24 protein-coding genes and 1 pseudogene are annotated in these 25,719 nt (G+C 72.7%); 7 read left to right on the top strand and 18 right to left on the bottom strand.

The window, feature by feature from the left end; all coding sequences use genetic code 11:
* Positions 1-17: 17 nt before the first annotated feature.
* Entirely contained in the window at positions 18-1,490 is a 1,473-nt protein-coding gene (locus tag ACESM1_RS18495; protein WP_372622576.1) for a sensor histidine kinase, read from the bottom strand.
* Positions 1,491-1,700: 210 nt separating this feature from the next.
* Complete coding sequence (murJ, locus tag ACESM1_RS18490; RefSeq protein WP_372622574.1) at positions 1,701-3,239, bottom strand: murein biosynthesis integral membrane protein MurJ; 1,539 nt, start codon at positions 3,237-3,239, stop codon at positions 1,701-1,703.
* 87 nt (positions 3,240-3,326) lie between these two features.
* On the opposite strand from murJ, the gene ACESM1_RS18485 reads away from it, so the two are divergent.
* The 3 genes from ACESM1_RS18485 to ACESM1_RS18475 all read left to right on the top strand — a co-directional run bounded on the left by ACESM1_RS18485 (position 3,327) and on the right by ACESM1_RS18475 (position 5,883).
* Positions 3,327-3,683: a hypothetical protein gene (locus ACESM1_RS18485; protein WP_372622572.1), complete on the top strand. Its 357-nt coding sequence runs from the start codon at positions 3,327-3,329 to the stop codon at positions 3,681-3,683.
* Positions 3,684-3,696: 13 nt separating this feature from the next.
* Positions 3,697-5,157 carry a methyl-accepting chemotaxis protein gene (locus tag ACESM1_RS18480; protein WP_372622570.1) on the top strand — a complete coding sequence of 487 codons (1,461 nt, stop codon included), beginning with the start codon at positions 3,697-3,699 and terminating at the stop codon, positions 5,155-5,157.
* Positions 5,158-5,331: 174 nt separating this feature from the next.
* The gene (locus tag ACESM1_RS18475; protein ID WP_372622568.1) at positions 5,332-5,883 is read left to right on the top strand and encodes a nucleotide exchange factor GrpE; all 552 of its coding nucleotides are present in this window, start codon (positions 5,332-5,334) and stop codon (positions 5,881-5,883) included.
* Between the two features lie 15 nt (positions 5,884-5,898).
* On the opposite strand, the gene ACESM1_RS18470 is transcribed toward ACESM1_RS18475, so the two are convergent.
* The 3 genes from ACESM1_RS18470 to ACESM1_RS18460 all read right to left on the bottom strand — a co-directional run bounded on the left by ACESM1_RS18470 (position 5,899) and on the right by ACESM1_RS18460 (position 8,805).
* Entirely contained in the window at positions 5,899-6,549 is a 651-nt protein-coding gene (locus tag ACESM1_RS18470) for a putative adhesin (protein ID WP_372622566.1), read from the bottom strand.
* Between the two features lie 88 nt (positions 6,550-6,637).
* Positions 6,638-7,432, bottom strand: coding sequence for a peptidoglycan-binding protein (locus ACESM1_RS18465; protein ID WP_372622564.1), 795 nt, complete (start codon positions 7,430-7,432; stop codon positions 6,638-6,640).
* Positions 7,433-7,518: 86 nt separating this feature from the next.
* On the bottom strand, positions 7,519-8,805 hold the full coding sequence (locus ACESM1_RS18460) for a DUF3422 family protein (RefSeq protein WP_372622562.1): 1,287 nt from the start codon (positions 8,803-8,805) through the stop codon (positions 7,519-7,521).
* 250 nt (positions 8,806-9,055) lie between these two features.
* On the opposite strand from ACESM1_RS18460, the pseudogene dnaK reads away from it, so the two are divergent.
* A pseudogene (gene dnaK / locus ACESM1_RS18455) lies at positions 9,056-11,020 on the top strand (molecular chaperone DnaK); the annotation flags it as partial.
* A gap of 100 nt (positions 11,021-11,120) precedes the next feature.
* Entirely contained in the window at positions 11,121-12,275 is a 1,155-nt protein-coding gene (gene dnaJ / locus ACESM1_RS18450) for a molecular chaperone DnaJ (RefSeq protein ID WP_372622558.1), read from the top strand.
* Between the two features lie 353 nt (positions 12,276-12,628).
* On the opposite strand, the gene ACESM1_RS18445 is transcribed toward dnaJ, so the two are convergent.
* The 6 genes from ACESM1_RS18445 to ACESM1_RS18420 form a co-directional block, all read right to left on the bottom strand.
* Complete coding sequence (locus ACESM1_RS18445) at positions 12,629-12,910, bottom strand: hypothetical protein (protein ID WP_372622556.1); 282 nt, start codon at positions 12,908-12,910, stop codon at positions 12,629-12,631.
* Positions 12,911-12,966: 56 nt separating this feature from the next.
* The gene (locus ACESM1_RS18440; RefSeq protein WP_372622554.1) at positions 12,967-14,430 is read right to left on the bottom strand and encodes a UdgX family uracil-DNA binding protein; all 1,464 of its coding nucleotides are present in this window, start codon (positions 14,428-14,430) and stop codon (positions 12,967-12,969) included.
* 13 nt (positions 14,431-14,443) lie between these two features.
* Complete coding sequence (locus ACESM1_RS18435) at positions 14,444-15,694, bottom strand: putative DNA modification/repair radical SAM protein (RefSeq protein ID WP_372622552.1); 1,251 nt, start codon at positions 15,692-15,694, stop codon at positions 14,444-14,446.
* Positions 15,695-15,761: 67 nt separating this feature from the next.
* The gene (locus ACESM1_RS18430) at positions 15,762-16,346 is read right to left on the bottom strand and encodes an exopolysaccharide biosynthesis protein (RefSeq protein ID WP_372622550.1); all 585 of its coding nucleotides are present in this window, start codon (positions 16,344-16,346) and stop codon (positions 15,762-15,764) included.
* Positions 16,347-16,504: 158 nt separating this feature from the next.
* Complete coding sequence (locus ACESM1_RS18425; RefSeq protein WP_372622549.1) at positions 16,505-17,296, bottom strand: methyltransferase domain-containing protein; 792 nt, start codon at positions 17,294-17,296, stop codon at positions 16,505-16,507.
* Between the two features lie 127 nt (positions 17,297-17,423).
* Positions 17,424-18,227 (bottom strand): helix-turn-helix domain-containing protein, encoded by an 804-nt coding sequence (locus ACESM1_RS18420; RefSeq protein ID WP_372622547.1) that lies wholly within the window; start codon positions 18,225-18,227, stop codon positions 17,424-17,426.
* A gap of 47 nt (positions 18,228-18,274) precedes the next feature.
* On the opposite strand from ACESM1_RS18420, the gene ACESM1_RS18415 reads away from it, so the two are divergent.
* Complete coding sequence (locus tag ACESM1_RS18415; RefSeq protein ID WP_372622545.1) at positions 18,275-19,513, top strand: MFS transporter; 1,239 nt, start codon at positions 18,275-18,277, stop codon at positions 19,511-19,513.
* The gene (locus ACESM1_RS18410) at positions 19,510-19,902 is read left to right on the top strand and encodes a hypothetical protein (protein WP_372622543.1); all 393 of its coding nucleotides are present in this window, start codon (positions 19,510-19,512) and stop codon (positions 19,900-19,902) included. Before ACESM1_RS18415 ends, ACESM1_RS18410 begins: the two co-directional genes overlap by 4 nt.
* Here ACESM1_RS18410 and ACESM1_RS18405 read toward each other — a convergent pair.
* The 7 genes from ACESM1_RS18405 to ACESM1_RS18375 all read right to left on the bottom strand — a co-directional run bounded on the left by ACESM1_RS18405 (position 19,895) and on the right by ACESM1_RS18375 (position 25,703).
* A complete protein-coding gene (locus tag ACESM1_RS18405; protein WP_372622541.1) occupies positions 19,895-20,494 on the bottom strand; it encodes an NADPH-dependent FMN reductase in 600 nt (199 codons plus the stop codon). The two genes, ACESM1_RS18410 and ACESM1_RS18405, sit on opposite strands and share 8 nt — an antisense overlap.
* A 6-nt stretch (positions 20,495-20,500) precedes the next feature.
* Positions 20,501-21,676, bottom strand: a complete 1,176-nt coding sequence (locus ACESM1_RS18400) for a cupin domain-containing protein (RefSeq protein ID WP_372622539.1) — start codon at positions 21,674-21,676, stop codon at positions 20,501-20,503.
* Positions 21,677-21,709: 33 nt separating this feature from the next.
* A complete protein-coding gene (locus ACESM1_RS18395; protein WP_372622537.1) occupies positions 21,710-22,372 on the bottom strand; it encodes a hypothetical protein in 663 nt (220 codons plus the stop codon).
* Between the two features lie 157 nt (positions 22,373-22,529).
* Complete coding sequence (locus ACESM1_RS18390) at positions 22,530-23,045, bottom strand: hypothetical protein (RefSeq protein ID WP_372622535.1); 516 nt, start codon at positions 23,043-23,045, stop codon at positions 22,530-22,532.
* An 88-nt stretch (positions 23,046-23,133) separates the two neighbouring features.
* Positions 23,134-23,985 carry a DUF6544 family protein gene (locus tag ACESM1_RS18385; RefSeq protein WP_372622533.1) on the bottom strand — a complete coding sequence of 284 codons (852 nt, stop codon included), beginning with the start codon at positions 23,983-23,985 and terminating at the stop codon, positions 23,134-23,136.
* A gap of 48 nt (positions 23,986-24,033) precedes the next feature.
* On the bottom strand, positions 24,034-24,459 hold the full coding sequence (locus ACESM1_RS18380; protein ID WP_372622531.1) for an OmpA family protein: 426 nt from the start codon (positions 24,457-24,459) through the stop codon (positions 24,034-24,036).
* Between the two features lie 20 nt (positions 24,460-24,479).
* Positions 24,480-25,703 (bottom strand): cupin domain-containing protein, encoded by a 1,224-nt coding sequence (locus ACESM1_RS18375; protein WP_372622529.1) that lies wholly within the window; start codon positions 25,701-25,703, stop codon positions 24,480-24,482.
* Positions 25,704-25,719 lie beyond the last annotated feature (16 nt).

The raw sequence follows: 25,719 nt of genomic DNA, 5'->3' as shown, positions 1-25,719 counted from the left end.
GCCCGGTGTGACGCCGATCAGGCCCGGAGCGCCGCCGCCTTCTCCTGCGCCGCGCCGGCAAGCGGCACGGAGATCGCGCAGCGCAGCCCGTCCGGCCGCCAGTCCAGCGCGACCTCGCCGCCAAGGTCGGACCGGACGCTGCGCTCGATCAGCCGCGTGCCGAAGCCGCGCCGCTCCGGCCGCCGCACGGGCGGGCCGCCTGACTCCGTCCAGGCGACCTCCAGCCGGCGCTGGCTTGCCGGGATCGCCCAGCCGATCTCGACGCGGCCGCCGGCCTGCGACAGCGCGCCATATTTCGCCGCGTTGGTGGCCAGCTCATGCGCCATCAGCCCTACGGCCAGGGACTGCCGGGCATCGAGCGTCACCGGCGGACCGGCCAGCACGACACGCCGCGCGCCGAAGGCGTCGAGCGCGTTGGAGAGCAGGGTGTGCAGATCCATCGCCTGCCATGCATTGCGCGCCAGCAGATCATGCGCGCGGGCCAGGGCGGACAGCCGCGCCAGGAACGCCTGCAGGAATTCCCCCATGTCGGAGGAGCCGCGGGCGGTCATGGCGGCGATCGACTGCACCGCCGCCAGGTTGTTCTTCACGCGGTGGCTGAGCTCGTCCAGCAGCAGGCGCTGCTGCGCCGCGGCCCGGACACGCTCGGTGACATCCGTGCCCTGGACGAAGATGCCGGAGATGCTGCCGTCGCGTTCGCGCACCGGCTGGTAGACGAAATCGACGAAGTGCTCCTCGGGCGGCGCGCCGGCGGCCTTGCGGAACACGATGCGCACCTCGCGCCCGACGAAGGGCTGGCCGGAGGCATAGGCGCGGTCGAGCCGCTCGAAGAAGCCCTGGCCCTCGATATCCGGCAAGGCCTCCCGCACGGTCTTGCCCACCATCGCCCGCCCGCCGACCAGCAGCAGGAAGGCGTCGTTGGCCAGGACGAAGCGGTGCTCCGGCCCGTCCAGGGCGGCGACAAAGCCTGGGGCATGCGTGAACAGGGCGTAGAGGCGGTCGCGCTCCTCGCGCAGCGCCTCCTCGCTCGCCCGCAGTGCGGCGGCGGTCTCGCGCTGCCGACGCTCGCCGAGCACCCGGCCGGTGGTTTCCGTGACGGCGCAGAACATGCCGCCGATGCCGCCGCTCTCGTCGCGGATCGGGCTGTAGGAGAAGGTGAAGTAGGTCTCCTCCATGTAGCCGTTCCGCGCCATGACGAGCGGCAGGTCGTCGCTCCAGGTGGCCTCGCCGCCCAGGGCGCGCTCGATCAATGGCAAGATGTCGGGCCAGATCTCGCTCCAGATGTCGCGGAAGCGCCGGCCGAGCGCGGCCGGGTGCTTGGCGCCGAGGATCTCCGCATAGGCGTCGTTGTAGAGGAAGGTGAGCTCGGCGCCCCAGGCGACGAACATCGGATGGCGGGAGTTGAGCGCGATGCTCACCGCCGTGCGCAGGGATTGCGGCCAGGCGGCGGGCGGGCCGATCGGCGTGGCCGACCAGTCATGTGCCCGCATCAGCGCGCCCAGCGTGCGCCCTCCCTCGAGGAAGCCGAGTGCCGACGCCGCACCTTGCCGCGCTCCAGAACGTTCCGCCGAAGCATACCGCCACGCGCCATGCTCGCCCGGGTGATCGTAATTCATCCCAGGTTGGTACAGGACATTCGCCCGAAGCGGGATGGCTCTGAGATCGCATTGCGGTGAAGAATGGGGCGCCCGGACTCCGGGTCAGGCGCGGCGCCGGCGCAGCATCCGCAAAGCTTCGCGCAGGTCCATCCCGCCGAGCAGCTGCGCGGCGCCGAAATAGGCGACCAGCCCCGCCGCCACCAGCAGCGCCAGCCCGGAATAGCGCCACGCACCGACGGTGGGGAACAGCGCCGCCTCCAGCGCCAGCAGCAGCGCCGACATCACCGCCGCCGCGCCGAGCAGCCGCGGCACCGCGCGGAGCAGCCGCCGGTCCAGAACCAGCCGCCGCCGGCGCATCAGCAGCCGGCCCAGCACCAGCACATTCACCCAGGCCGCCACCGCGGTGGCCAGCGCGATGCCGGCATGGCCGAGGAAGGGCGTCAGCGCCAGGTTCAGCGCCAGGTTCAGCGCCACCACGAACAGCCCCACCTTCACCGGCGTGGCGGTGTCGCCGCGGGCGAAGAAGCCCGGCGTCAGCGTCTTCACCAGCACGAAGGCGGGCAGCCCCAGCGCATAGGCGACCAGCGCCGCGGTGGTCGCCGCCGTCGCCGCCGCGCCGAAGGCGCCGCGCTCGAACAGCACCGAGATGATCGGCTGCGCCGCCACCGCCATGGCGAAGGCGGCCGGCAGTGCGAAGGCGAGGGAGAGCTCGATCGCCCGGTTCTGGCTGCGATGCGCCGAGAGCGGCAGGCCCGTGCGCAACTGCCGCGCCAGCAGCGGCAGCAGCGCCGTGCCCACCGCCGCCCCGATCACGCCGAGCGGCAGCTGCGCCACCCGGTCGGCGTAGTAGAGGTAGCTCACCGCGCCGGCCGGCAGCAGGCTGGCGATGACGATGTCGATCGCCAGGTTGAGCTGCGTCACCCCCGCCCCCACCAGCCCCGGCACCATCCGCCGCAGCACGCCCAGCACGTCGGGGGTCAGCCGCGGGCGCGACAGCGGGTTGATCGCCATCCCCGCCTGCCGCACCGCGATCAGCAGCATCGCCAGCTGCGCGACGCCGGAGGCCGCCACCCCCCAGGCCAGCGCATGGCCGGGCGTGGCGACGTAGGGGGTCAGCCCGACCAGCGCGCCCATCGCCATCAGGTTGAACAGCACCGGCGCCGCCGCCGCCGCGCCGAAGCGGTCCATCCCGTTCAGCACGCCGGAGACCAGCGCGGCCAGGCAGATGAACAGCAGATAGGGGAAGGTGATGCGGGTGAGCTCGACGGCCAGCGGAAACCGCACCGCCTCCCCCACGAAGCCCGGCGCCAGCACGAACAGCACCTGCGGCATGAAGACGATGCCGAGGATCACCAGGGCCGACAGCCAGATCGTCATCAGCCCGGCCAAGCTGTTGGCCAGCGCCTGTGCCTTGCGGGCGCCGTCCACCGCATAGCTGCCGGCGAAGGCGGGGACGAAGGCGGCGTTGAAGGCGCCCTCGCCGAACAGGCGGCGGAACAGGTTGGGCAGCTTGAGGGCGACGAAGAAGGCATCCGCCACCGGGCCGGCGCCGAGCCAGGCCGCGATCAGCATGTCGCGGGCGAAGCCGAGCACGCGGCTCGCCATGGTCCAGCCGCCGACGGTGAAGACGCTTCTGAGCACGCGGGGGGTGTAGTCCGGACCGGTCGCCGCCGGAACAGGGCGCCGTCATTCAAGAAGCCTTAGCCCCAGCCATGCGAAGTGTTGCATATGGCAACCCCGCCAACGCCCCCCCGCATCGCCGCCGCGCCGCTCGCGCTGCTGGCCGGCGCCACGCTGGCGCTCGGCGCGCTGCAGGCCTGGCCGCGCGAGGGCCAGCCCCTGCTGCTGCTGTTCCCGCCCGGACGCACGGAGGACGCGGCGCTGCTCGGCGTGCTCGCCGTGCCGGGCTGGGACCCGGTGGCGCTGCGCCGCCTCGGCCCCTTCGCCGCCGCCATCGCCGCACCGGCCGCCCTCGACGCGTCGGGCGCCGCGCTGCGGCGGGCGAGCGGCGCCTGGCTCGCCCTGCCCGCGCTCGGCTGGGGCGGCTGCGACAATCGCGGCGCTGCCGACACCCCCGTTTCCTGATGAGGACCCGACCGTGAACCTCGACGAACTGCGCCTGCGCACCGCGCGCTCCCTGCTGGCGCTGATGGGGGGGCTGGCGGTGGCCACGCCCGGCATCGCCTGGCTCGCCGGCCACGGCGCCACGGAGATCCAGGGCGGTGCGGCGCTGGCCGCCGGTGCGGCGCTGGCGGCTTGGCTGGTCGCCCGCGCCGGCGCCGGCCAGCCGGCCAGCCGCCAGACCATCGCGGTGGCGCTGATGGTGCAGGTCTCGGCGCTGGTCTGGGTAGCGCCGGACTGGCTGCGCGTGGACATGCACATGGCCTATTTCGCCGCCCTCGCGGCGCTGGCCGGGCTGGTGGACCGCCGCGCCATCCTGCTCGGCACGCTGACCGTCGCGCTGCATCACACGGTGGTGAACGAGCTGGCACCCGCGGCGGTGTTCGGCAGCGCCGGCGGCCTCGGCCGGGTCGCGCTGCATGCCGGCATCCTGCTGGCGGAGGCGGCGATGCTGCTGGTGATCGTCACCGGCCTGGAACGCGCCGCCACCGAGGCCGAGGCCGCGCTGGCCGAGGCGCGCGAAGCGCGTGCCGCCGAGCAGGCCGAGCAGGCCCGTCGCGCCGCCCAGGAAGCCGCCGCTGCCGGCGAGGCGCGCGCCGCGCGGCTGGCACTGGCCGAGGAGGTGGACGCCCGCATCGGCAGCGTCGCGCAGGAGGTGACGCGCGCCGCGGCCGATCTCGACGCCGCCGCCGCGGAGCTCGCCCGCGCCGCCGGCACCGGCACCGGCAGCGCGCAGCAGGCCGCGCAGGCGACCGCCGAGGCCGCCGCCGGCGTGCAGAGCGTCGCCGCCGCCGCCGAGGAACTGGCCACGGCGGTCGGCGAGGTCACCCGCCAGGTCGCCGGCGCCGCGCAGGTGGCCCGCCGCGCCGCCGACGAGACGCGCAGCACTGACGGCATGGTGACCAGCCTGGCCGAGGGTGCCGCGCGCATCGGCGAGGTGGTGCGCCTGATCAGCGATATCGCCGGCCAGACCAACCTGCTGGCGCTGAACGCGACGATCGAGGCGGCACGCGCCGGGGAGGCCGGCAAGGGCTTCGCGGTGGTCGCCGGCGAGGTGAAGGCGCTGGCCGCGCAGACCGCGCGCGCCACCGAGGAGATCGGCCAGCAGGTCGCCGCCATCCAGGCCGCCACGGGCCAGGCGGTGCAGGCGATCCGCGGCATCGCGGGCGTCGTCGGCGAGCTCGACGGCGTGGCCGGGGCGATCGCTGCGGCGGTGGAGGAGCAGGGCGCCGCGACGCGCGAGATCGCCGGCACCGCCGCCCGCATGGCCAACAGCACCGAGCGCGCGGCGGGCGCGGTGGATCGCGCCGAGCAGGCGATCGTCGCGACCGGCGGCGCGGTGGCGGCGCTGGAGCGCACCGCCCAGGGCCTGACCGGCGGCGCCGCGGCACTGCGCGAGGCGCTCGGCGCCACCGTCTCGGGCCTGCGCGCCGCGTGACGCGGGCACGACATCCCGCGACCGGCGGATGTTGAAGCGGCCTGGACGACTCGCCGCGAGCGATCGCGGGTGCAAGCTTGTCCCTGGCGTCGCGGGCGCCTAGGTGAGGGGGAATGGCGGGCTGCCGCAGGGCGGCCTGCGCCCCCAGAGACGCAAAGTCCGAATATCCCCGACATGAGCGAGACCAACGACACCCCGACCCCGGCCGATCGGCCCGAGGTCGCCCCCGACGCGCCCGCGCCGCAGACCGAGGCCGAGCGCCTCGCCGCGCTGGAATCCGAGGTGACGGAGCTGCGCGACAAGTGGCTGCGCGCCGAGGCGGAGATGCAGAACCTGCGCAGCCGCGCCCGGCGCGAGGCGGAGGAGGCGCGGCTCTACGCCGTGCAGAAATTCGCCCGCGACGTGGTGGAGACGGCGGAAAACCTCCGCCGCGGCCTCGACAGCCTGCCGAAGGCGGAGGAGGGCGAGCCCGAGCTGCTCGCCAAGCTCCGCAACGGCTTCGAGGGCGTGGAGCGCGGCTTCGTCGCCGTGCTGGAGCGCCACGGCATCCAGAAGCAGGACCCCGAGGGCAAGCCCTTCGACCCGGAGCACCACCAGGCAATGGCCGAGCAGCCGGCGCCGGAGGGGGTGGAGCCCGGCACGGTGATCCAGGCCTGGACGCCGGCCTGGACCCTCAACGGCCGGTTGCTGAAGCCGGCGATGGTGGTGGTGGCCGGGAAGGGCTGAGCCTTTCCCCCACCCTCAGCGGTCCACGATGGATCGGCAGGCGCACCAGTGGACGATGTTGTTGCGGCAGATCTCCATGTTCGCCGCGATCATCGACAGGATCGGCAGGCCGCGCTTGCTGACCTCGGTCCCCTCCCAGGGGCCGACGATGCAGTAGTGGCTGTCCTTGATGGCAGCCGTGGTGGTGTAGTTGGCGCCCTGCGCCTGGCCGAAGGTCTCGGGGTTCTGCACCGGCCCGATCATCGGCGGCTGGGTGTAGGTCAGCGGCCGGGCGCCGAGGTCGAGGCCCTTCGGATAGGTCAGGCGGTAGTTCCAGATCTCCGAGCCGCCCGGCACGATCTCGGGGATGTCATCCGGGTCGTAGCCGTTGCGGCGGGCGACGTCCTTCAGGTGGTCGGGCAGTTCCGACAGCGGGCGGTGGCTCTCGATGAACACGCCGATGCTGTTCATCAGCTCCTCGCCATGGTGGCACCAGAACACCATCGTCACGTTGGGCGGCAGCCGGACCTTCGGCTGCGCCGCATCGGTGATGGTGTTGAAGGAGCCGTGGCCGGCGAAGATCACCGGCGTCTTGGCGGGCATGCTGGTGGGCGTCGCGCGCACCCATTTCGGGCTGGGCGGCGGCGGGCCCTTGGCGCGATGGCCACCGAGCATGACACCGGACATTGTGGAGCCCTCCGCGCTTGCCTGGCAGAGGTTGAGACTACGGCAAGACGGGTCGGCCCGACAACGATTCAGTCGCGCGGAGCGGGCGTCACGCCAGCCCGATGAAGCCCAGAAGCTGCGGCATGCCCAGCGTGCGCCGCGTCAGCCGGAACACCCCGGTGCCCTCGCGGGAGCCGCTGTCGTTGGAATTGCCCTCGATGGTCACCAGCCGGCCGGAATCGCGCGCCTCGACGAAGCCGGTATGGCCGGTGGTGGCGCTGAACCGCATGATGAACACCATGCCCGCCGTCACCAGCCCCGGCTGCTCGCGCGCCGCCTCGGCGGTGACGCAGGGCAGGCCGTCGCGCTGCGCCCGGCGCCACATCTCCAGCACGCCGGCGGTGCGCGGCACCCGGTTGGCGAGGCCGGCCTGCTTCGCGCCTTCCTCGCCGCACCAATGGACGAAGGCGGCGCACCAGGCGAAGCCGCCGCCGAGGCCGACCGAGGCCAAGTAGCGCTCCACCTCCGGCCCGCGATTGGAGCCGGGCGGCGTCTCGGTGACGCCGATCTGCGTGCGCGCCACCGCCAGCGCGGCCTCGGCCAGCGCGCCGCCGGGAGAGATGGCGGGCAGCGAGGCGGCGCCGAACAACGCGCCCCAACTCAACTCCCCCACCTGGCCATCCACCGAGAGCGGGTTGCCCCTCAGGTCGAAGCCGATGGCCTGGAAGTGCTTCACCGCCGCCTCGGTCGCCGTGTCGAACAGCCCGGTCACCGCGAGCTGCGCGATGCCGAGCGCGTTCAGCCGCGCCTGGATGGCGGCAACGGCCTCGGTGTGCGGGCTGTTGCGCCGGATGACGCCGCCGGGGAAGGCGCGCGCGAGGGAAGCGGGCGTGGTGTCGGGCATGGGCGCCTCCGCGGCAGGATCGAATCCGCGGCTGAGCCTACCGCGCGCCGATGCGGGGAGGCAAAGAGTTCGGGCGGGAGCCGACGCTACAGCATCGGCCGGATGCGCCGCCGCCGCATCCGGATCCAGACCAGCGCGGCAACCGCCGGCACCAGGGCCGCGAGCACCACCTCCCCGGCGACGCCAAGCCGGCCCCAGGGCAGCGGCTTCAGCGCATAGGCGGCGAGCGACAGCACGTAGTAGCTGATCGCCGCCACCGAGAGGCCCTCCACCGTCTCCTGCAGGCGCAGTTGGGCGCGCCCGGTATCGGCCATCACGGCGAGCAGCTTCTCGTTCTGCGCTTCCTGCGCCACCGCGACGCGCGCGCGCAGCAGCTCCACCGCGCGGGCGCAGCGGGTGGAGAGGGTGGCGATGCGGCTGCGCGCGGCATCCACCGTGGACATCGCCGGATCGAGCCGGCGCTCCAGGTATTCGGTGAGCGTCGGCAGGCCGGGCAGGCGCTGTTCCCGCAACGATTGCAGCCGCCGCCCGACCAGCACGTGGTAGGCCCGCGAGGCGGAGAAGCGGTCCGCGGTGGTCGCCGCCTGCTGCTCGATGCTGGTGGCGAGGTCGGTCAGCTCCTCCAGCGCCTGGCGTTCCTCCTCCAGCTCCTTCAGGCCGGGCAGGCGGCCGGCGCGCGCCGCCCCCCGCTCGGCGGCGCGGCCGCGAGCGGCCGCGGCGGCGCGCGCCGCCGGCAGCGCCAGCAGGGCCAGCATGCGGTAGGTCTCGACCTCCCACAGCGCCTGCGCCAGGCGGCCGGCGAGGGAAGGCGGCATGCCGTGGTCCTGCAGCAGCAGGCGGGTGAAGCCGTCGGGGCCCAGGCGGAAATCGCTCCAGCAGGTGGCGGCGCCGGCGCTCAGCCGGGCACCGGCCAGGTGGTCCGGCACGAAGCAGCCGGGGGATGGCGGCTCCTCCTCGCCCGCGCTGCGCACGATGGCGATGTGGCTGGCCACCAGCATCTTGCCCGGCAGGCCGGCGAGCCAATCGGTCGGCACCGCCTCGATCGCGGTCTCGTCGAAGGGGTCCGGGGCGGCGGCGTCGGGCCCGGGGCGGAAGAAGGTCCAGCCGTCGAATTCGGTGTGGCGCTCATAACGCAGGCTGAAGCGGCCGAAATCGCCGAGCCAGAAATCCGCGCCGGGTGCGGGCGGCGTCACGCCGTAGCGGCGGCAGAGCACCGCCAGATGCGCCACCGCCGCGCCCCGCTCCGCGCCGGCCTCGCCGACATTGGCCAGGCGGCTGATCGCCACGGGCGTGGCGAGCGGCAGCGGCGGACGGGCGTGCAGTTCGCCGGCCAGCAGGTCGCGGTCGGGGTGCAGGGGGAGGGAGGCGATCATGTCGGTGGCGCGAGGTATAGCCGTCCCATGCGCCGCCGGAACAGCGCCTTTGCGGCCACCGCGCGCCCGGGTTGCGGTGCCGGGTCTTGTTCGCCGGCCGCTGCCTCAATACATGGCAGACAGCGCGGGTCGGCAGTTCCGGCCCGGCGCCACCATCAGAAGCCCCCAGCATCCGAACAGAGGGGGCGGGCGCGGTGCCTGAGGGCGGGGAGCGACCCCCGCTGGGCCGCCCCCGTCCGCCGCAGAGGAGAACACACGGATGAGCAAGGTCATCGGCATTGACCTCGGCACCACCAATTCCTGCGTCGCCATCATGGAGGGCCCGGCCGGGGCCAAGGATTCCGTGCGGGTGATCGAGAACGCGGAGGGCGCGCGCACCACCCCGTCCATGGTCGCCTTCGCCAAGAACGGCGAGCGGCTGGTCGGCCAGTCCGCCAAGCGCCAGGCGGTGACCAACCCGAACAACACGCTCTATGCCGTGAAGCGCCTGATCGGCCGTCGCTTCGATGACCCGATGGTCAAGAAGGACATGGGCCTCGTCCCCTACAAGATCGTGCGCGCCGACAACGGCGATGCCTGGGTGGAGGTGGACGGCCAGAAATACGCGCCGCAGCAGATCAGCGCGAACATCCTGACGAAGATGAAGGAGACCGCCGAGGCCTATCTCGGCGAGAAGGTGACGCAGGCCGTCATCACCGTGCCCGCGTACTTCAACGACGCCCAGCGCCAGGCCACCAAGGAAGCCGGCGCGATCGCCGGCCTCGAGGTGCTGCGCATCATCAACGAGCCGACCGCGGCCGCGCTCGCCTATGGCATGGACCAGAAGAAGGGCGGCACCATCGCGGTGTACGACCTCGGCGGCGGCACCTTCGACGTGTCGATCCTCGAGATCGGCGACGGCGTCTTCGAGGTGAAGAGCACGAACGGCGACACCTTCCTCGGCGGCGAGGATTTCGACGCGCGGGTGATCGACTACCTGGCCGACGAGTTCAAGAAGGAGCAGGGCATCGATCTCCGCGGCGACAAGCTCGCGCTGCAGCGGCTGAAGGAGGCCGCCGAGAAGGCGAAGATCGAGCTGTCGTCCAGCAAGCAGACCGAGATCAACCTTCCCTTCATCACCGCCGACGCCACCGGTCCGAAGCACCTGGTGCTGCAGCTGACGCGCTCGAAGCTCGAGGCGCTGGTGGATGACCTGATCCAGAAGACGCTCGAGCCCTGCAAGCAGGCGCTGAAGGATGCCGGCCTCAACGCGGCCGAGATCGACGAGGTGATCCTGGTCGGCGGCATGACCCGCATGCCGAAGGTCATCGAGGCGGTGAAGCAGTTCTTCGGCAAGGAGCCCGCGCGCAACGTCAACCCGGACGAGGTCGTCGCCATCGGCGCCGCGATCCAGGGCGGCGTGCTCAAGGGCGACGTGAAGGACGTGCTGCTGCTCGACGTCACGCCTCTGAGCCTCGGCATCGAGACGCTGGGCGGCGTGTTCACGCGCCTGATCGACCGCAACACCACCATCCCGACCAAGAAGTCCCAGGTGTTCTCCACCGCGGACGACAACCAGTCGGCGGTGACCATCAAGGTGTTCCAGGGCGAGCGCGAGATGGCGGCGGACAACAAGCTGCTCGGCCAGTTCGACCTCACCGGCATCCCGCCCGCACCCCGCGGCGTGCCGCAGGTGGAGGTGACCTTCGACATCGACGCCAACGGCATCGTCAGCGTCCAGGCGAAGGACAAGGCCACCGGCAAGGAGCAGCAGATCCGCATCCAGGCCAAGTCCGGCCTGTCGGATTCCGACATCGAGCGCATGGTGAAGGAGGCCGAGGCCAACGCGGACGCCGACAAGAAGCGGCGCGAGACGGTGGAGGCGCGCAACCAGCTCGATGCGCTGGTGCATGCCACCGACAAGACGCTGAAGGAGAACGGCGACAAGGTCGCGGCCTCCGACAAGTCCGATGTCGAGGCGGCGATCGCCAACGCGCGGCAGGCGATGGAAGGCCAGGACGCGGATGCGATCCGGGCCGCGAATGAGCGCCTGTCGCAGGCGGCTATGAAGATGGGCGAGGCGCTCTACAAGGCGCAGCAATCGGCCGAGCAGCAGGGTGGGCCGGGCGGCGGCGATGCCGGCGGCCAGCAGGGCGGTCCCGGCGGCAAGCCCGACGACAAGGTGGTGGACGCCGAGTTCGAGGAAGTGGACCCGAACAAGAAGAAGCCTTCATAAGGGCTGCTTCGGATCGGCTAGGGAATGGCGCGCCCGGCTTCCGGAAGGGGGTCGGGCGTACCTCTGTTGACCGCTTTGCGCATCGAGGACCGACGGCCCCATGGCCAAGCGTGACTATTACCAGGTGCTGGGCGTCGCCCGTGACGCGAGCGAGGACGACCTCAAGAAGGCGTACCGCAAGCTCGCCATGCAGTACCACCCCGACCGCAACCACGGTGACGCCGCGGCGGAGGGGAAGTTCAAGGAGCTGAACGAGGCCTACGACGTCCTGAAGGACGCCGAGAAGCGCGCCGCCTATGACCGCTTCGGCCATGCCGCCTTCGAGAATGGCGGCGGCGGTGGCGGCGCGGGCGGCTTCGCGGGCGGCAACCCCTTCGGCGGCGCCTTCGAGGACATCTTCGAGGAGATGTTCGGCGGGCTGGGCGGCCGTGGCCAACGCGGCCGTGGGCCGGTCGGCCGCGGATCGGACCTGCGCACCACCGTGGAGGTGACGCTGGAGGAAGCCTTCGCGGGTGCGAAGAAGACCATCCGCATCTCCACCACCGTCGCCTGCGAGGCCTGCAAGGGCACCGGCGCCGAGGGCGCGGCGGCGCAGGCGGCGGCGACCTGCGGCAGCTGCGGCGGGTCGGGCAAGATCCGCGCGCAGCAGGGCTTCTTCCTGATCGAGCGCACCTGCCCCACCTGCGGCGGCTCCGGCCGGACCATCAAGAACCCGTGCAAGGTCTGCGCCGGCCAGGGCCGCGTGCAGCGCGAGCGCACGCTGGCCGTCACCGTCCCCGCCGGCGTGGAGGACGGCACCCGCATCCGCCTCTCGGGCGAGGGCGAGGCCGGGATGCGCGGCGCGCCGGCAGGCGATCTCTACGTGGATGTCGGCGTGCGCGCGCATCCGATCTTCCAGCGCGACGGCGCCAATGTCTTCGTCCGCGTGCCGCTGCGGATGACGCAGGCGGCACTCGGCGGCGCGGTGGAGGTGCCGGTGATCGATGGCGGCCGCGCCAAGGTGACGATCCCGGCCGGCACCCAGGCGGGCGACCAGTTCCGCCTGCGCGGCAAGGGCTTCTCCGTGCTGCGCAGCGCCGCGCGCGGCGACATGTATGTGCAGGTTGCGGTGGAGACGCCGCAGAACCTGACCAAGCGGCAGCAGGAGCTGCTGGCCGAGTTCGAGCGCGAAGCCGAGGCCAACGGCCGCTCCTCCCCCGAGAGCGAGGGCTTCTTTGCCAAGGTGAAGGAGTTCTGGGACGGGCTGGGGCGGTAGGCGCGCTTCCTGCCAACGCGCATGTGACAGCCACTGCCCCCCGCGCAGGCTTGCGCCCCTGTGAAACCTCTGCCGAGGGACCACGTTGAGACTGCAACCGTCGCACCCCCCCAGCGACGGCCCAGGCAGGCGGCGGCGCGGAGACGGTCCCACCCGCGCCGCCGCCCGCCCCCCCGAAGCCGGCTCTGCCGGCTTCTTCCTGAAGGCTTCGTAGGCCGGGTGCGCGCTCTGTGCGGCCCGGCTTTGCCGTGCGCGCGGCGGCGGTCATTGGGCCGCTCGCCCACCGTCACGCCGAAGGCAGGGCCTCGGCGTCGCGGCGGGCGAAGGTTACTCGCTTCGGTCGCTTCGCGCGCCTACTTCACCGCCAGGTTGGAGAACATCAGCACCTTCCGCTCCAGGTCGAAGGTGGCGTGACTGCTGGCGCGGAACAGCTTGAGCAGCGGCTCCATGTCGTCGGCATCGGGCTGCAGGACATATTCCTCGACGCCGTTGTCGAGGATGAGCTGGAGGGTGAATTTCCCCTCCTCGCCGCGTTCCGTCTCGGTCCAGGAAGCCTGGATGTTGGTGACCTGCCGCACCCGGTGCGCGCGCTGCGTCGCGATCTCGGCCGGGTCGTGGTTCTCGTGATGGGTCATGCGCACCTCCGGTGGATGCGGCGAGGGACGCGCCGCGGCGCGGACGGTTCCCGCGCTCAGTGCACCCGGGCATGGGCGGCGCGCAGATCCTCGACGAAGCGGGCGTATTCGCGCTTCTGGCCATCCTCGTCCGGGATGCGCAACAGGTAGGAGGGATGCACGGTGGCGAAGACCGGCAGCCCCTCCGGCCCGGCGACGATGGTGCCGCGCGTCTTCATCACCGGCAGCGCCTTGCCGGCCAGCGCGCGCAGCGCGGTGGCGCCGAGGGCGACCAGCAGCTTCGGGCCGACGATCCCGATCTCGCGCAGCAGGAAGGGGCGGTAATAGGCAATGTCGCCGGCATCCGGCGATTGGTGCAGGCGGCGCTTGCCGGTGGGGGTGAACTTGAAGTGCTTCACCGCATTGGTGACATAGGCCTCGTCGCGCGGCACGCCGGCATCGCCGAGCGCGCGGTTCCACAGCCTGCCGGCCGGGCCGACGAAGGGGCGGCCCTGGATGTCCTCTTCGTCGCCCGGCTGCTCGCCGACGAAGAAGAGCGGCGCGCCCGGCGGCCCTTCGCCGAACACCAGCTGCGTCGCGCGACGGGCGAAATCGGGCAGGTCGTTGCGGCCGGCGAGCTCGCGCGCCAGCGCAGCAAGCGCCGCCTTCGGATCGCCGCTGGTGTCGAGCAGGTCCATGTCATCCACAACGCGCGCGGCGGCCGCGGGCTGCGCCGGCCTCTGCGGCCGCGCATTCGGTGCGCTGGCGCCGCGCGCGACCATCTCCGCCGCGCGCCGCGGCGCTTCCGCCAGCAGGCGCGGGATCGCCGCCGTCTCCGGCATGTTGCGCCAGTATTTGCGCGGCATCTCGGCGCGCATGGCGCCGGGCTTGAGGCGGGCGGGGTTGAAGATCGCCGCGTAATAGGCGCGCCAGAGCGGCTCCACCGCATCGTCGGGCGGCACGTCGGCGCGGCGTCCGCCGGGGCCGAAGGCGAGGTCGTGCCCGTCCCAATGGACGCTGCGCCGCGGCGTCACGATGGACCAGCGGAGGCCGGCGAAGCGGCGGACGAAGAAGCCGGCCTCGGCTTCCTCGATGTGGTGCTCGGGCTCGAACCAGGCGACGTGGCGGATGCCGGCCTCGGTCTCCACCTGCCGGAAGCGCAGGAAGGCGTGCATCTTGTGCGCGTCGCGCCGAACCGATTTCGCCATGGTCGTGAGCCGGACGATGTCGGGGTCGGTCGCCACCTGCATCAGGTCGTGCTCGCCATGGGTGAGGCGCCAGAGGACGCGGTAGAGCAGCGCGAAGCGCTCGGGGTCGTTGTGCCGGATCGCGATCTCCGCGAGCTCGACGAAGGCGCGCGGCACCTGGAAGCCACCGCCCGCGGCCGGCGGCAAGCTGCCTTGCGCGAAGAGCCCCGGCGCATCGCCGGCGACGCGCCATTCGGATTGTTCTGGCGGCACGCCCGCGCCGAGCAGCCCGCGCGCGGCGTGGCGCCAGGCGGCGAAATCGGCGGGGCCCGGCAGCACGGCGGCGACTGTCATCGGAATGGGGCCATCAGAACAGGCTCATCTGCATGGGCTTCGCGGCGCTGGCGAAGGCGGTGCCGGGGATCAGCCGCTCGCGCAGGTTGCCGCTGTCCAGCAGGTGCGGGCGGTGGTCGGCGGTGACGATGAAGGGCGTGACCCTCGGCAGGCTGACGCGCAGCCGCGCCAGGTCCTCCAGCCGGATGCGCGCATGGCGCCGCGTGGCGATCAGCTTCTCGACCGTCTTCGTCCCGAGGCCGGGCACGCGCAGCAGGTGCTCGTGCGGCGCGCTGTTGAGGTCCACCGGGAAGGCGCCGCGATGCTTCAGCGCCCAGGCGGTCTTCGGATCGAGCGCGAGGTCGAGCATGCCGCCCTCGCCGCCGGCGATCACCTCCTCGCGCGTGAAGCCGTAGAAGCGCAGCAGCCAATCGGCCTGGTAGAGCCGGTGCTCCCGGATCAGTGGTGGCGCGACCGGCGGCAGCGCGCGGGAGGCATCGGGGATCGGCGAATAGGCCGAGTAGTACACGCGCTTCAGGCGATAGCCGGCGTAGAGGTCGGTCGCGGTGGTCAGGATGGCGGCATCGTCGGAGGCATCGGCGCCGACGATCATCTGCGTGCTCTGCCCGGCCGGCGCGAAGCGGGGCGCGCGCGCGCGGCGTGCGGTGCGGGCCTCGTCCTGCGCGCCCTCGATGCGGCTGCGCAGCCGGCCCATGGCGCGGCGAATCTCGGGGAAATTCTTCTCGGGCGCGAGGGCCTGGAGGCTCTCGGGCTGCGGCAGCTCGATGTTGATCGAGAGCCGGTCAGCGTAGCGCCCGGCCTGCTCCACCAGCTCAGGCGATGCGTCAGGGATGGTCTTGAGGTGGATGTAGCCGTGGAAGCCGTGCTGCTCGCGCAGCGTGCGCGCGACCCGCACCAGCTGCTCCATGGTCCAGTCCGGGGAGCGGGTGATGCCGGAGGAGAGGAACAGCCCCTCGATCGCGTTGCGGCGATAGAAGTCGAGGGTGAGCTGGACGATCTCCGCCACCGTGAAGCGGGCGCGGCGGACGTTGGAGCTCGCTCGGTTGACGCAGTAGGCGCAGTCGAAGGCGCAGGCATTGGTCAGTAGGATCTTGAGCAGCGAGATGCAGCGGCCATCCGGCGCATAGGCGTGGCAGATGCCCATGCCCTCCGTGCTGCCGAGCCCGCCGCGCGTGGAATCGCGCTTCGCCGTGCCGGAGGAGGCGCAGGAGGCGTCGTATTTCGCCGCGTCGGCGAGGATCTCGAGCTTCTGGAGGAGGTCCATCTCTGTTCATGATATGTTCTTGTCGCCGGGACGCAAGGGCCCGGACCACGCGATCGCATGGCACGGCTCAGGAGCCGAACTGCCAGGCGGCGACCGGCACCGCCAGCAGCAGGATCAGCGAAACCACCACCAGCGCGCCGTCGCGGGTCAGCAGCCCGGCGGCGAACAGCGCGATGACCGCCGAGGCGAGCGAACCGGAGGTCGGGATCACCTCCATGAACGGCATGAACAGCGTCAGCCCGAGGATCAGGATGAGGGGCAGGAACAGCCAGGGCCGATGCAGCAGGAAAGTGAGGCGCGGCTTCAGGAAGCGTTCGACGAAGCTCACGGGCTTGCGGAGCCAGCCGATCCCCTTGCAGAGCTTCGCGCTGGACATGTGGCGGCGGGTGATGAAGCCGGGCAGCCACACGCAATCGCGCCCGGCGATCATCTGCACGACCAGGATGAAGACGATCACCGCGACCGTCGCGGTGATGCCGGGGATCGCGCTGGCCGGCGAGGTGGAGATCAGCGAGAAGACCAGCATGAGGGCCGCGAAGGATTTGTGGCCGAGCTTTTCGAGCACCTCCTGCACGGCGATGTGCTCGTCATGGACCGAGCCCTCCAGCCGGTCGAGGACGTCGCTGAGTGCGCGCGTGCGTTCCTGGGTCACTGCCTCGTCTTCGTGACGCAATTTCCACGGGCCTGCGCAGACCGATCCGTCATGAAGATCGTCGGGAACGTCAGGTTCCCCTGCCTCGGCGCCGAACGGGTTCATGCCGGGCGTGGCGCGCATGCGCAGGGACGAGGGCTGACGTTACGGGTGCGGCGCTAGCGCCGGCCGCCGGCGATCCGCACTTCCACCTCCGCTTCCAGGGGTCCGCCATCGTCCTTCAGTTCGCGGCGCATCTGCTCCCGCACGACGCGCCGCAGCGCTTCGGGCAGAGCGGTGTATTCCTGGCCTGAGTTCCCGGCTCCCTCCTCGATGCCGGCGAAGAAGGCATCGAAGGAGGGGAAGGTGGCGCGCAGGGTCTCCGTCCGACTCTCGACCTCCACGAAACCCGCGGCTTCGAACAGCGCGCACAGATGCGCCTCCTCCCCGAGCGAGAACATGCGCGCCGCTTCCGCCGCCTTCGCCGAGACGTGCCGGCCGATGACGGCGAGAACGCGATTGGACAGGGATCGCTCGGGCGTGGTGCTCACCGACACCGCCGCACGCCCGCCGTGCCGCAGCACGCGGCGGAATTCCGAAAGCCCTCGTGCCGGGTCGGGGAAGTACATCAGCCCCATGTTGCAGAGTACCGCATCGCAGCTCTCGGGCGGATGGGTGAGCGCCTGGCCGTCCTGGATCTCGAAGGAGACGTTCGGCAACCGCCCGAGCCGTTGCCGCGCCCGCTCGATCATCGCGGGGGAGATATCGGTCGCGGCAACGTGGCCGGCGGGCCCGACCGCCTCAGCAGCCGCTTCGGCGGCGAGGCCGGTCCCGGTCGCTATGTCGAGCACGCGCTGCGCCGGTGCGAGGCGCGCGGCATGCAGCAGGGCCGGCACGAAGGGGCGGGTCAGCCGCCCGATCACCTGGTCGTAGTTTGCCGCGGCCGTGCTGCTGAACTGGAGGTCAGCCATGGGCGATGCTCCTCCGCTGCGCGGCAGACGTCCCGGAGGCCGCTCCTGTTGGACCCGTCGGCGCGGCAGAGGTTAAGCGCCTTTCCGCGGAGCCGGCGAACGCCTTGTCGCGAGGCGGGAACCCTCGTCACCGCGCCCCGCCCGGCGTGATCCCGAAGGCGGCCCGAAACGCCGCGCCGAAGGCGGGGGCGCTGGCATAGCCGACGGCGGCGGCGGCGCGCGCGGGGGGCTCGCCGCGGGCCAGCCGCGCGGCGGCTTCGGAGAGACGCAACCGCTGGCGCCAGCGGGCGAAGCCCATGCCGGTCTCGGCGAGGAACAGTCGCTCCAGCGTGCGCGGGCTGGCACCGGCGGCCTCGGCCCAGTCCTCCAGGCGGAGCGGGCTGGCGGGGTCGGCGCGCAGGCCCTCGGCGACACGACACAGGCGCGGATCGCGCGGCTCCGGCACGCCGAAGGGCAGGCCGGGGGCGCGGGCGATCTCGTCCAGGATCAGCGCGGCCAAGTGCCCGCCGCGGCCGGCCTCGTCCCACTCCAGCGGTTCCCGGGTCGCGGCGAGGATCAGTTCGCGCAGCAGCGGCGAGACGGCGAGCACCGTGGTCGCGCTCGGCCCCACCGCGGCGGCGTCGGCGCGCAGGAACAGCGCGCGCATCGCGACCGGCCCCTCGATGCCGACGCGATGCGGCTCGGCGGCCGGCATCCACAGCGCATGGCCGGGCGGGACGACGAAGGCGGCGGCGTCGGTCGCGATGCGCATCACGCCGCGCGTGGCATAGAGCAGCTGCGCGCGGTCATGCGCATGGCGCGGCACCGCCTCGCCATCGGCATAGTCGCGAGCGAAGGCGGCGAGGGGGCGGTCCACGCGGTCGTGCGGCAGGTCGCGCCGTTGCGCCGGTGCCTGGCGGTTTCGCGACAGCGGCTGACGGGACGTCTTCACCCCGCCAGGCTACCATGCCGGCGAGCAACCCGCCCAGGATCGCGCGCATGGATGCCGCCACCCGCCAGATCGCCTTCGTCAACCTGGCGCATGTCTTCACCCATTACGGCCTGCTGATCCTGGCCACCGCCGTGCTGGCGATGGTGGTGCAGGAGGGCGCCGGCTTCGGCACCGTCTATGGCCCGATCCTGGCGCTCGGGACGGGGATGTTCGTGGTCTATGGCCTCGGTTCGCTGCCGATGGGCTGGATCGCGGAGCGCATCGGGCGGCCGGTGCTGATGCTGGGCTTCTTCCTCGGCACCGGGGCGGGAATGGCGCTGGCGGGGATGGCGCCGGGGCCCTGGACGCTGGCGGGCGCGATGTTCGTGATGGGCGCCTTCAGCGCGATCTACCACCCGATCGGCACGGCGATGCTGGTGGATGCGGCCGGCGCGCGCGTGGGTGCCGCGGTGGGCGTCAACGGGGTGTTCGGCAACCTCGGCGTGGCGCTGGCGCCAATCGTCACGGCGGCGGTCGCGGCGGCCTTCAGCTGGCGCTGGGCGTTCATCCTGCCGGGGCTGCTCTGCATCGCGTCGGGCCTGCTCTACTGGGCGAACGGGCTGACCGACGTGGCGCGCGCCAAGGCGGCGAGCCGGCCCTTCCCCACCATCCCGCCCGCGGTGGTGCGGCGCGCGGTGATCGTGCTGCTCTGCATTGCGACGACCAGCGGCTTCGTCTTCAACGGCTTCACGCTGCTGCTGCCGAAGCTGATGCAGGAACGCCTCGCCGGCAGCCCGGACCTGCTGCCGGTGGTCGGCGTGCTGGCCTTCTTCGTCACGCTGTTCGGCGGGCTGACGCAGTTCACGGTGGGACGGCTGATCGACCGCAACACGCTCAAGCGCGTCTTCATGCCGCTGGCGCTGGTGCAGATGCCGGCGCTGCTGCTGCTGACGCAGCTTTCGGGCTGGCCGGTGCTGGTGGTCGCGGCGCTGGTCTGCGCCTCGGTGTTCGGCCAGGTGACGGTGAACGAGACGATGACGGCGCGCTACGTGGCGCCGGCCCTGCGGGCGAAGCTCTATTCCATCCGCTTCTCGGTGGGCTTCCTGGGGGCGGCGATGGCCTCGCCGCTGGTGGGCTGGCTGCACGACCTCTACGGCGGCTCCGGCGCGGTACTGGCGGTGCTCGGCGTCTTCGCCACCGTCACGCTCGCCTGCGCGCTGTTCTTCCCCGACCGGAAGGAGGAATTGCAGCCGGAGCTCTGGGTGCAATCCGCGCCGCCGCGCGGCGTGCCGGCGCCGGCCGAATGAGGCGCGCGGCGATCCTGCTGGCCGCGCTGGCGATCGCCGCGCCGGCGCTGGCGCAGACGCCGATCCGCTTCGCGCGCGGCGCCTCCTCCGCCGTCGTCGAGGGCAGCGTGCTGCGCGGCGAGCGCGCGACCTACAGCATCGCCGCGCGCGCCGGACAAACGATGACGCTGCGGATCGCCTCGCCCGAGGAGAACGCGGTGTTCCAGCTCTACGCGCCCGGCGCGCGCATGGCACCGGAGGGCGTCGCCGGCAAGCCGCTGCCGGGCGCCGCGGAAGGCGAGGATGCGCGCAGCTGGCAGGGGCGCCTGCCGGCGAACGGCACCTACCTGATCGTGATCGGCCCGACGCGCGGCAACGCCGCCTATCGGCTGGAGGTGGCCGTCAGGTAGCGCGCCGCCGCCCCGCCAGCCCCGCCCAGGCCACCAGCCCCGCCACTGTCTTCGCCACCGCCGCGCGGCTCGCCTCGTCGGTCAGGTCGCTGTTGGCGTCGAAGCGCTGCGTGGCACTGCCGACGTAGCAGTCCGGTGCGGGCATCAGGCGCATGCCGCAGGCCAGCAGCACGGTGCGCAGATGCTGCTGCGCGCGCGCCGTGCCGAGCGAGCCTGGCGTCGCCCCCATGATCGCCGCCGGCACCTCCTGCAGCGGCGTGCGGCGCGTCTCGCCTGCCGGCGCGCTGATGCGGCCGCCGCCCTCGAAGCGGCTGGCCCAGTCCACGGCGTTCTTCAGCGGCGCGGGGATGCCGGCATTGTATTCGGGGCAGGCGAAGAGCATGGCGTCCGCACCCCACAGCGCCTGGCGGAAGGCGACCACCTCCGCCGGCCAGCCGGGCGTCTCCAGATCCTGGTTCATCAGCGGAAGCGCACCGATCTCCACCACCTCGAGCGTCGCGCCCTCCGGCAGGGAGGAAGCGGCGGCGCGAAGCAGGCCGCGATTGTAGGACGCGGCGCGCAGGCTGCCGCAGAGGCCGACGATCCTGACCATGCTCGATCACTCCCGGACGAGCAGGCCCCTTCGCACGAGACGGCGGCAGAAATCCACCGCGCCCTCGCCAAGTTCCGCCGGCGTCGCGCCATCGGCCAGCCGTTCCATCCACGCCGCCTGCGTCGCATCCAGTGTCATCGGCGCGCCGACCCAGCGCAGCGAGGCGCCGCCGGCTTCCTCCGGCACCAGCGCGTGCAGCACGCCGGGCGCGAGCTTCAGCGGCGTCTCCGGCCCGGGATCGGCCACGAACAGGCCGCGGCCGAGCAGCGCCGGGCGGTCGGCCGCCAAGCGGTCCAGCAGCTCCAGCGCCGCGCGCTCCAGCGCCGCCGGCTCGGCCAGCCGCGCGGCCAGCGGACGCACCAGCCCGGCCAGCGCGCCGGGCCCCTCGGCCAGGCGCCAAGTGGGGAAGCTGCGGCGCAGCGCCGGCTCGCTGGCTTCCAGCAGGTCCACCGCCAGCCGCAGCACGGTGGCGAAGGAGGGATCCATCAGCCCGACGGTGATGTGCAGCGAGGGCTCGTCGCCTTCCTGCGCGGCGGCGTCGTGCAGCACGCCGCGCGGAACATAGAGCGTCTCGCCCGCGCGCAGCGTCAGCGTCGCCGGCTCGCCCTCCGGCTCGATGTTGCCGGGCCAGGGGGTCCGGCGCGTCGGGTGCGGCACCGGCTGGTCGGACCACAGCCGCCAGCGCTTCTCGCCCTGCACCTGCAGCACCAGCACGTCATGCGTGTCGTAATGCACGCGGAAGCCCTGCGCGCCGGGCGGGGTGAGATAGATGTTGGCCTGCACGCCATGCAGGAACACCTGCTCCAGCCCGCGGCAGAAGCGTTGCAGCGCCGGGTGGATCTCGTGGAACTGGCTGACCACCAGCGTCGCCCCGGCATCCACCGCGGCGAACAGGTTGGGCAGGTCCACCCGCCCATCCTCGCGCAGGAAATCGTCGAGCGGCACGGCGGCCGTGCCCTTGCGGCGGCTGTCCGCCATGCTGACGCGCGGCTCCCGCGCCGCATCGGTCGCCAGGAAGGCGTCGAGGTCGGCGACGGAGAGCAGCCCGGCATGATGTGCGGGAGCGGGCGCGGGAAAGTGTCGCCAAGCCGTTCCCTCGCGCAGGGCCAGCCCCTCCTCCAGCGGAAGGTCGCCGAAAGCCTGGGCCCAGGCCGCTTCGGCCTGGGTGTGATTGCTGCTCATGCGCCGAAGGCTAGCCCGCGCTGCGGTTGTGGCTCAACGGCCTGAACGGCCGAAGCCAGGCGAATCCTCGTTCGGCCCGCGGTCGCTGTCAGAGAGGCCGGTGCGCCGCGGCCCCGCGCCGCCGCGTCCACGGCCCGGCTGATCCGACGGGTCGTTGTCGCTGATGCCGGCGCCGCCACGCGCGCCGCCACGGCCCCGGCCCGGCCCATCCGACGGGTCGTTGTCGCTGATGCCGGTGCCGCCACGCGCGCTGCCCCGACCCTGGCCGGGCCCGTCGGAAGGGTCTCGGTCGCTGACTCCGGTGGCGCGTGCGCCGCCGCGGCCGCGGCCCGGCGCGTCCGAAGGGTCGCTGTCGCTGACGCCGGCGCTGCGCCGCCCGCCACGGCCGAAGCCGGGCTGGTCGCTGGGATCATTGTCGGTGACGCCGCTGCCGCGGTGGCCGCCCCGGCCGCGGCCCGGCGGATCGGAGGGGTCGCTGTCGCTGACCGCCACGCGGTTCTGCACGAGCGTCGGCTGCGGCTGCCGCACGAAGCCGGGCTGTTGCTGCTGCGGCACGAAGACCACCGGCCTCTGCTGCGGCACGCAGGCCGCGGTCGCCGACCCCGCCCCGCCGATCACCGCCAGCCGGAGCACGAACAGCCGGCGTCCCAGCGGCGCCGGCGTCTTCCCGCTCTTGTCGTCCGGTTCCCTGGTCATCCGCTATCCCCCCGTGCTCACAGGGTTGTGCGCCTATTCGCGCGGGATAGCTAACGATATTACCCAGAAACGGCCAAAGAGATAAAAATCTGACATGCGCGGGCGAGACGACGAAGGCCGGCCGAGCCTCGTCGCCCCGGCCGGGTACGATCCGGCCTCACCAGCCGCGGCGGCCGTAGCCCGGGCTGTCGGACGGATCGCTGTCCGAGAGGCCGGTGCGCCGGCGATAGACCGGTGCGCGATAGCCGCCGCGACCCCGTCCCGGCGCATCCGAAGGGTCGCTGTCCGAGACGCCGGTGCGGTAGACCGGCGCCGCGCGATAGCCGCCGCGGCCGCGGCCCGGCGGGTCGGAGGGGTCGTTGTCGCTGATCCCGGTCACCCGCCGCCCGCCGCGGCCGAAGCCCGGGCTGTCCGAGGGGTCGTTGTCGGTGACGCCGCTGCCGCGATGCCCGCCGCGCCCGCCGCCCGGTGGGTCGGAGGGATCGGAATCGCTGATCGCCACGCGGGTCGGCGCATAGGTGCGCTGCGGCACATAGACCACCGGCCCCGCCTGCGGCACGCAGGCCGCGGTCGCCGTGCCGGCGCCGCCGAGCGCGAACAGGCGCAGCACGAAAAGCCGGCGACGCAGCGGCGCAGGTTTCGCGCCCGCTTCCTCATCCTGTTCGTCCGTCATGGCGGTCCCCCTTCGTCGCCTGGCAGCCTGCCCGATATTCATGGCCACCATGTGAACGAATCGCGCAACGACGACGTCGGCGCATCGCTCAGCGATAGCGTATGCCAATGATACGCGCACGAAAGAACGGAAAATAGTCGGGCGTGCCGAAATGGTTGCCGGCCTCGACACGGCCCGCCACGGTGAAGCCGCCGACGCGCGCCTCTTCCAGCACGCGCCCGCCGAAGGGCTGCAGCCGAAAGACGCGCGCCGGGTTGGCATCGCTCCAGCGCTGCATCGCGAGCGCCAGCAGGCGTCCGTCATCGGCCACCTCGATCTCGACCGCCACGGCCTGGCCTGCATGGTCCACCCGCAGGCGGGCGCGGTGCTCGTCCATCGCCTGCCACGCCAGGCCCGGCCCCGGCAGCAGCGCGGCCGGCACCCACAGCGCCGCCTCCGCCACGCAGCGCGCCATGGCCGAGCGCGCGAGGTCGGGCGTGTCCGCCGCGCGCGCCACCGGCACCAGCCCGGCCAGCCAGAAGCGCACCCAGGCATCCCCCCGCGCCAGGCCGTCGGAACCGAGGATGCGGGCCGGCCAGGCGCCGAGCCGGGGGATCCAGACGAAGCCGTGCGGCGGGGCAAGGATCTGGCGCGCGCGCATCGGCTGGTAGCGCGGCGCCGTCCGGTCGCCGAGGCCGAGCTCGCCTTCCATCTCAATCTCGGCGATGCGGCTGAGCGGCGTGCCGGGGGCGATGGCGCGCGTCAGCCACCGCCGCGCCGGCGCCGGCAGGCCCTCCACCATGGCGGGATCGAAGCGCGGCGGCGCCGGCTCGGCGAGCGCGGCCAGATGCGCCCAGGCCGCCGCCGCACGCCGGGCATCGGTGCGACGCAGCGCCGCTGCGGCCAGCGCCCCGGCGCCGAGCGCCCCGCCGAGCAGGGCGGGCAGCAGGGGAATGGGCATCGCGGCTCCTCCTCCGGCATCCCGTCGGGCGCAACGCGGCGGCCGGCGTCAGGGCGGCGGCGGCATCACCACGATGGTCACCGCCCGCGCGTCCGGCTCCTGCCCGCGGCCGCTGAAGGCGCCGACGCGGGCTTCGGCGCGGATGCGGTCGCGCTCCACGCCGCGCTCGGAGAGCGCCTCCGCCACCGCCCGCGCCCGCCGTGCGGCGAGGCGGGTGGAGGTCTCGGCGCCCTGGCCCCGATCGGCATGGCCGAGCACGCAGATGTTGCGCTCCGGCGCCTGCTTCGCCAGTGCCGCCGCGGCGTCGAGGCTGCTGCGCGCGGCCTCGCTCAACCGGTCCGCGGCGCGGGCGAAGGGGATGGCGAAGACATCATCCTCCAGCTCCCCGGCGCCGACGCAGGAGAAGGGCCGCGGCTGCGCCACCGCGAGCCCCGGCAGCAGCAGCACGAGCAGCAGGAGCGCGGGCGCCCTCATCCCGAAACTCATCCCCAAACTCATCCCGCTGGCACGAGCAGCCCGGCGCCGGCGAGGCGGCCGAGCAGCGCCTCCGCCGGCACGGCCGGATGCGCCCTGGCGAGCTCGGGTGCCGTGACATCGGGCCGCGCCAGCAGCCAGGCCGCGGCCTCGGCCTCCACCGGGGTCAGCGTCAGCGTGCCGGAGGCGGCCTTCACCACCCAGTCGGCGCCGCGCCGCACCGGCTTCGCGCCATTCGCCACCACCCGGAACGCCGCCGCGCCATCCGTTCCCGCTTCCCCGCCCGAACTGCCGATCCCGCGCGCCGCCAGCACGTCGTAGCCGCCGCGGCTGAAGCGGTAGCCGGCGACGAACTGCGCCAGCACCTCCATCACCTTCGGGTCGCGGCACAATTCGGCCAGCTTCTGGCCGAGCAGGCCGGCGCGCTGGGTCAGTGCGAACCGCGCGGGCGCCGAACCATCCTGCCGCGGCAGCGGCTTGCGGAACTCGGCCTCGTAGAGGACCCGTTCGAGCAGGATGTTCATCAAATCCATGCCCAGCGGCGCGTGCACGCCATAGGCGACATGGACGCTGGCCGGGGCTTCCGCCAGGGCGTCGTGGTACCAGCCGCGCGGGAGATACAGCAGGTCGCCGGGCTTCATCTTCACCACACCGCGCAGCTTGCCGCGCGCCTGGTCGTGATGCGCCTGCGGCTGGCCCTTGAAGGCGGGATGGGGGATCGGCCACTCGGCGCGGCCTTCCCAGATGTTCCAGTCCTTCTCGCCCTCCACCTGCACGGCCCAGACGTCGTGGGTGTCGTAATGCGTGCGGAAGGCCTTGTGGCTCTGCCAGGAGATGTAGACGTTCGCCTGCGCCTTGCCGAGGCCGGCGGACTCCAGCGCATTGGAGACGGAGGCGAGGCCCGGCGTCAGGCTGTCCACGTCGTTCATCACGACGGAGGCGCCCTTGGCGATCCAGCCCTGCACCAGCTTCGCATCGGGCTGCAGCACCGGGCCACCGTCGCGGCCGGTGGCGCGGGTGCAGAACTGCTCCGGCGGAATGGTCTGGCTGTCCATCACAAGCTTGAGCGAGGTGCCGGTCCAGATATGCGTCATGTCGAGCAGGCGGTTGATCTGCCGCCAGGACAGCACCTGCGCGAATTTGGCGGGGTCGCCGCGGACATGCAGCGGCGCCTTGTCGAAGTGGTCGGCAAAGAACTGCTCGGGGGTGACGGGGGCGAGCAGGGCGGCGAGATCGGCGATCATGGCCGCTGTTTATCAC

The sequence above is a fragment of the Falsiroseomonas sp. genome, assembly GCF_041690465.1.
Classification (GTDB): Bacteria; Pseudomonadota; Alphaproteobacteria; order Acetobacterales; family Acetobacteraceae; genus Falsiroseomonas.
This window is presented reverse-complemented; position numbering and strand designations above follow the sequence as displayed.